Origin of the sequence: Streptomyces sp. MnatMP-M17, from assembly GCF_900091995.1 — a bacterium.
In the GTDB taxonomy this organism is placed as follows: Bacteria; Actinomycetota; Actinomycetes; order Streptomycetales; family Streptomycetaceae; genus Streptomyces.
In genome coordinates this window covers 1-5830 of sequence record NZ_FMDK01000633.1, presented here as the reverse complement: position 1 = coordinate 5830, position 5830 = coordinate 1, and the positions used below count along the sequence as shown (strand labels likewise).

Genomic DNA, 5830 nt, shown 5'->3' with positions numbered 1-5830 from the left:
CCCGGCGAGGGCTGAGAGGCTCGCCGGGAGCCGTGCCGCCGGCGGGCGGTGGTGGCGGAGGGCCGGCGGTGGCGGGTGGCACCGACGCCATGGCCGACGCGGCGCCGTGTTCGTTCTCGATGGCCCGCCCGCCGCCCTTGACCAGAGTGGTCCCGCCCACGTACTGCTCCCCTCGTCGCACCTGCGCGGCGTCATTCTTCACATTGCACGCCAAGCAGGAGCAAGCGGAAGGCTTTGCGGCTGAACGAGGTTGTGACGGGGGCGGGTTGAGCGGCAGAGCGTGCGCCATGGCGCTCATCAGGGGCTTTCCCGCGACGTGTCACGCGGGGGGCGCGCAACGGCGCCGCGGGGAAAACCACTCGAAACGGTGACCTCGGCGATGACGCGCCGAGACCGGCCGGGACGAGTCGTGCGGACGGTGAACCGACATGGGCCGACGGTGAACCGACTTCGAGCGGACCGGGAGGACCGGGAGGACCAGGTGGACCTAGAGAACGAGGAGGACGGGAGAGCCGGGCGCTACTTCCCGGCGCCCGCGCCGTTCCCGGACTGCGACGTGGTCTCCGTCTCGGCGGCGAGCCGCTCCAGGATCACGTCGTAGATACGTCCCAGGCCCTTCGGCGCGAAGGTGCGCTCGAAGAAGCCGCCGATGCCGCCGGCGCCGTCCCACACAGAGGTGACGACGGCCTTCGAACGGCCTTCTCCGGCCGGTGTGACGGTCCAGGTGGTGACCATCGAGGAATTGCGGTCCTTCTCCACGAGCCGCCCGTCGCTCGGCTCCGTCACCTCCAGCAGACAGTCACGTACCCGCTTGCTCGTGGCCTGGAGCTTCCAGTGGACCAGGCTGCCCTCGCCGTCGCCGCCCTCCCGCACCTCGTACTCGCTGAACTGCGAGGGCAGCAGCTTCGCGCGGGTGTTCTCGTAGTCGGCCAGCGCATCGAACACTGTCTCCGGGTCCGCCGCGATGATTCGCTCCGTCGTGGCCTCGACCTGCGCCATGGCTGTTCCTCCAGCACTCGATTTTCGGTGGGGTGCGGCCACCCAACCACCCTCCGGTCCGCGCGCCCAAATCCAGGTCACATGCGATCAAGGGAACATGTGTTCTATTCTGAGGCCAGTGCTACCGAGGAGGTACCCATGCGCTGGGACAATCTGGTCGAGAACACCTCAAGGCCGGGGGCGAACGGGGACATCGCGCTCTTCGGTACGGACGCGGTGACCACCCGGACCTTCGACACTCCCGAATTCCGCGGGATCACGTTCCACGAGGTCCGTGCCCGTTCGATCGTGAACAGGGTGCCGGGCGCGTCCCGTATGCCGTTCGAATGGACGGTGAATCCGTACCGGGGCTGCACACACGCCTGCGTCTACTGCTTCGCCCGTAAGACCCACAGCTATCTGGACCTCGACACCGGCCTGGACTTCGACTCCCAGATCGTCGTCAAGATCAACGCACCGGAGCTGGTACGCCGCCAGCTCGCCTCGCACCGCTGGCAGGGCGCGCATATCGCGATGGGCACGAATGTCGACTGCTACCAGCGCGCGGAAGGGCGCTACCGGCTGATGCCCGGCATCCTCACGGCGCTGCGCGATCGCGCCAATCCGTTCTCCATCCTCACCAAGGGCACGCTGATCCTCCGCGATCTGGAGCTGCTGCGGGAGGCGGCATCCGTCACCGAGGTGGGCGTCTCGGTCTCGGTCGGCTTCATCGACCAGGAGCTGTGGCGCACGGTCGAACCGGGTACGCCCTCGCCCGAGCGCCGGCTCGATGTCGTACGCACGATGGCCGAGAACGGCATCGGCTGCGGAGTGCTGATGGCGCCGGTCATTCCCTTCCTGGGCGACCGGCCGGACCAGCTGCGGGCGACGGTACGGGCGACAGCCGCGGCCGGCGCCACCTCCGTGACACCGCTGGTGCTGCATCTGCGGCCGGGCGCGCGCGAGTGGTTCATGGCCTGGCTGGAACAGCACCATCCGTATCTGGTGGCGCGGTACGAGCGGCTGTACGCGGAGGGCGCGTACGCGCCCAAGTGGTACCAGCGCCGGATCACCCGGCAGGTGCACGAACTGGCCGACGAGTACGGGATCGGCCCGGCGAGCCGCGGCGAGGCCCGGCGTATCACTCCCACCAGGGACGCGGACCGGCCCGCCGTCCCCGATCTGCCGGCCCGCCCGGGCGCCACCCAGCTCACGCTGCTGTGAGACGTACTTCGTCACCGATGTGGGCCATCCGCACGGCGATAGCCGAGGTGCGTTACGCGAGAGCGCCGAGCGCGTCCTCGGCCGCGGTGCTCAGCCTTGGATGATCCCGGGCCGCTTCCAGTACGGCGCGGGCCCGGGCGTCCCCGAGGCGGCCCAGACCCTCGACGCAGGCCAGCGCCACCCTCCAGTGCGGTTCGTCGGGAGCCAGCAGCCGCTCCAGCGTGGTGATCAGCGCGGGTACGGACTCGGGGGCGCGTAAGGCGGCGAGCAGCCGTACGGGATGCAGCGCGTAGGCCGTACGGAGCGCATTGGTGGCGAGCGCGGCGGCGGCCCTGGGAGTACGCGGATCGCCGAGCCCGGCGAGGGCGCAGGAGGCGGAGACACAGCGCTCCGGATCGCGGTGGTTGAGGAGCAGCACCAGCGTCTCGAAGGCCCGCCGGTCACCGGCGCGGCCGAGCCGGAACGCGGCGATCTCCCGTGCCCACAGCGGCCGTTCACGCTCGGTGAGGACGGCGGCCAGCTCTTCGGTGTCCTCGGTGGCGATGAGCCGCTCGCACGCCTCGGAGCCACCGGACTCGTCCCGCACCCGGTCCACCAGCGAGCGGAAGTCCTCATCCATACGGCCCAGCGTATCGACGCCCACGAGGCTCCACCGACCTCGCCGTACCGGCGGTCCGGCACCACCGTCCGGCCCGCCATCGTGATGCGGCGCACAGAGACCCAGCTATGGCGCGCTCGTTACTCGTCCGTTAATCTCAAATGAGCGGGAAACCCCCGTGGCTCCCGACGGCCTGGTGACGCAGCCGTCGTGAGCGCTGTCGGTTCAGCACCTTCGCGGTCCGGCCCGTCCGGACCGTCCGTACGGCGCGGCTCCGGAACAGAGTCCGCCGATCACCACCGCGATCCGCTTCAGCACGCGCGCTCTTGCCGCGCTCCGGCGCCGTTCTCCGCGCGCCTCGCCTTTTGTGATCCTTCGTGCCTCTCCTCAGTCGTCACTCATCCTCTGGAGTCCCGTGATGGACATCCCTCTCTCCACCATCGCCGTCGTCGGTCTCGGCACCATGGGGACCGGTATCGCCGAGATACTCGCCCGCGCCGGCCGTGAGGTCGTCGGCATCGACATCAGCGACACGGCCGCCGCCCAGGCCGTGACCTCGCTCGAAGCGTCCACCGCGCGGGCCGTGGAGCGCGGCCGGCTCACCGGGGAGGAGCGGCGCACGGTCCTCGCCCGGTTCCGTACCTTCTCCGATCTGCACGCCGCCGCCGGCGCCGATCTGGTGATCGAGGTGGTCCCGGAGTCGTACGAGACGAAGCAGCGGATCTTCCGCGCGCTGGACGGCATCGTCGGTCCCTCGACGATCCTCGCGACCGGCACCAACGCACTGTCGGTGACCCGGCTGGCCGCGGACTCCGCGCACCCGGAGCGCGTGCTCGGCCTGCACTTCTTCAATCCGGCACCGGCGATGAAGCTGGTCGAGGTGGTCTCCTCGGTCCTCACCGCGCCACGGGCCGTGGCAGCCGTCACCGCGCTCGCCCAGGAGCTGGGCAAGGAGCCGGTCGCGGTGGGTGACCGCCCGGGCTTTGTCGCGGACGGTCTGCTCTTCGGCTATCTCAACCAGGCCGCCTCGATGTACGAGGCCAAGTACGCCTCCCGCGAGGACATCGACGCGGCGATGAAGCTGGGCTGCGGGCTGCCGATGGGACCGCTCGCGCTGCTCGATCTGATCGGCGTGGACACGGCCCGTACGGTGCTGGAGGCGATGTACGCGGCCTCGCGCGACCGGCTGCACGCGCCCGCGCCGGTCCTGAGACAGCTCAGCCAGGCCGGGCTGACCGGCCGCAAGTCCGGGCGCGGCTTCTATACGTACGAGGGTCCCGGCAGCGGCACGGTGGTGCCGGACGCCCTGACTCCGGCGGACGCCCTGCCCTCGGCAGACGCGCTTACTCCGGCAGACGCACCGACCTCGCCGGACGCCGGCCGGCCCGACCGGCCCCAGAGCCCGGCCCGGCCCGTCCGCTCCGTCGGTGTCGCGGGTTCCGGCACCATGGCGAGCGGGATCGCGGAGGTGTTCGCCAAGGCCGGTTTCGATGTGGTGCTCGCGGCCCGCAGCCCGGAGAAGGCCGCGGACGCCACGGCCCGCATCGCGAAGTCCCTCGCCCGCTCCGTGGACAAGGGCCGGCTGACCGCCGAGGCGCGCGACCAGGCCCTGGCGAGGATCACCGCGGCGGACTCCCTGGACGCCCTCGCCGAGGTGGATCTCGCCGTCGAGGCCGTGGCCGAGGACCTGGAGATCAAGCGGGAGCTCTTCGCCACGCTCGACAAGGTCTGCCGGCCGGGCGCGGTCCTGGCCACCACCACCTCCTCGCTGCCCGTGGTCGCCTGTGCCCGCGCGACCTCGCGCCCGCAGGATGTGATCGGGATGCACTTCTTCAATCCGGCGCCGGCGATGAAGCTGGTCGAGGTGGTCCGTACGGTCCTGACCGCCGACGATGTCCACGCCACCGCCCGCGCGGTGGCCACGGCCGTCCGCAAGCATCCGGTGGACTGCGGCGACCGGGCCGGTTTCATCGTGAACGCGCTGCTGTTCCCGTATCTGAACAACGCGATCAAGATGGTCCAGGAGCACTACGCCACGCTCGACGACATCGACGCCGCCATGAAGCTGGGCGGCGGCTATCCGATGGGTCCCTTCGAACTGCTCGATGTGGTCGGTCTCGATGTGTCACTGGCCATCGAGCGTGTTCTGCACCGCGAGTTCCGCGATCCGGGCCTGGCTCCGGCACCGCTGCTCGAACATCTTGTGGCCGCGGGCTGTCTCGGCCGCAAGACCGGGCGTGGCTTCCGCGAATACGCCCGGCGCTGATCATGTTCCCGGCGCCGGGGAGCGCTCTCCAGCGCCGATGCAGTACGTTCACCTCATGTCCCAGCCCGCCAAGTCCTCCCGTACGAGCACCAGGTCCGACGTTCCGGAGAGTGCCGCAGGCACCCGCGCCGCCGCCCAGCGGCTGAAGATGCGCCGGGAGCTGGCGGCGGCGGCGATGGAACTGTTCGCGACCAAGGGGTACGAGGCGACGACCGTCGACGAGATCGCCGCCGCGGCCGGTGTCGCCCGCCGCACCTTCTTCCGGCACTTCCGCTCGAAGGAAGAAGCGATCTTCCCGGACCACGACGACACGCTCGTACGGGCGGAGGCGGTACTCAACGCCGCGCCGGCGCACGAGCATCCGCTGGACACGGTCTGCCGGGGCATCAAGGAAGTCATGCGGATGTACGCGGCCTCCCCGGCGGTCTCCGTGGAGCGCTACCGCCTCACCCGTGAGGTGCCCACGCTCCGTGAGCGTGAGATCGCCTCGGTGGCCCGCTACGAGCGGCTGTTCACCCGCTATCTGCTGGGCCACTTCGACGAGCGCGACCACACCGACGGCAACGACGATCCGCTGCTGGCGGAGGTGGCCGCGTCCGCCGTCGTCACCGCGCACAACCATGTCCTGCGCCGCTGGCTGCGGGCCGGCGGCCAGGGCGATGTGGAGGCGCAGCTCGACCACGCCTTCGCGATCGTGCGCGAGACCTTCGGCGCGGGTATCGGCGCGGGCCGGACCATCGGCGGCAAGCCGCAGCACGCCGCGG

At 70.6% G+C, this 5830-nt stretch carries 5 protein-coding genes; 3 read left to right on the top strand and 2 right to left on the bottom strand.

The window, feature by feature from the left end; translation table 11 throughout:
• Positions 1 to 519: 519 nt before the first annotated feature.
• Positions 520 to 999, bottom strand: coding sequence for an SRPBCC family protein (locus tag GA0115259_RS26610; RefSeq protein ID WP_093601722.1), 480 nt, complete (start codon positions 997 to 999; stop codon positions 520 to 522).
• Between the two features lie 138 nt (positions 1000 to 1137).
• Here GA0115259_RS26610 and GA0115259_RS26605 point away from each other — a divergent pair, with 138 nt between their 5' ends.
• On the top strand, positions 1138 to 2202 hold the full coding sequence (locus GA0115259_RS26605) for an Rv2578c family radical SAM protein (RefSeq protein ID WP_093601720.1): 1065 nt from the start codon (positions 1138 to 1140) through the stop codon (positions 2200 to 2202).
• Between the two features lie 52 nt (positions 2203 to 2254).
• Here the strand turns inward: GA0115259_RS26605 and GA0115259_RS26600 are convergent, their stop codons facing one another.
• Entirely contained in the window at positions 2255 to 2821 is a 567-nt protein-coding gene (locus GA0115259_RS26600; RefSeq protein ID WP_093601724.1) for a HEAT repeat domain-containing protein, read from the bottom strand.
• 397 nt (positions 2822 to 3218) lie between these two features.
• Here GA0115259_RS26600 and GA0115259_RS26595 point away from each other — a divergent pair, with 397 nt between their 5' ends.
• Positions 3219 to 5066, top strand: coding sequence for a 3-hydroxyacyl-CoA dehydrogenase family protein (locus GA0115259_RS26595; protein WP_093601718.1), 1848 nt, complete (start codon positions 3219 to 3221; stop codon positions 5064 to 5066).
• Positions 5067 to 5103: 37 nt separating this feature from the next.
• Positions 5104 to 5830 (top strand): TetR family transcriptional regulator (locus tag GA0115259_RS26590; protein WP_107469266.1); only part of this gene is annotated, 727 nt, incomplete at its 3' end.

Excerpts from the sequence above, each read along its gene's own strand:
- GA0115259_RS26610 (WP_093601722.1), bottom strand. The coding sequence starts at position 999 with ATGGCGCAGGTCGAGGCCACGACGGAGCGAATCATCGCGGCGGACCCG.
- GA0115259_RS26605 (WP_093601720.1), top strand. The coding sequence starts at position 1,138 with ATGCGCTGGGACAATCTGGTCGAGAACACCTCAAGGCCGGGGGCGAAC.
- GA0115259_RS26600 (WP_093601724.1), bottom strand. The coding sequence starts at position 2,821 with ATGGATGAGGACTTCCGCTCGCTGGTGGACCGGGTGCGGGACGAGTCC.
- GA0115259_RS26595 (WP_093601718.1), top strand. The coding sequence starts at position 3,219 with ATGGACATCCCTCTCTCCACCATCGCCGTCGTCGGTCTCGGCACCATG.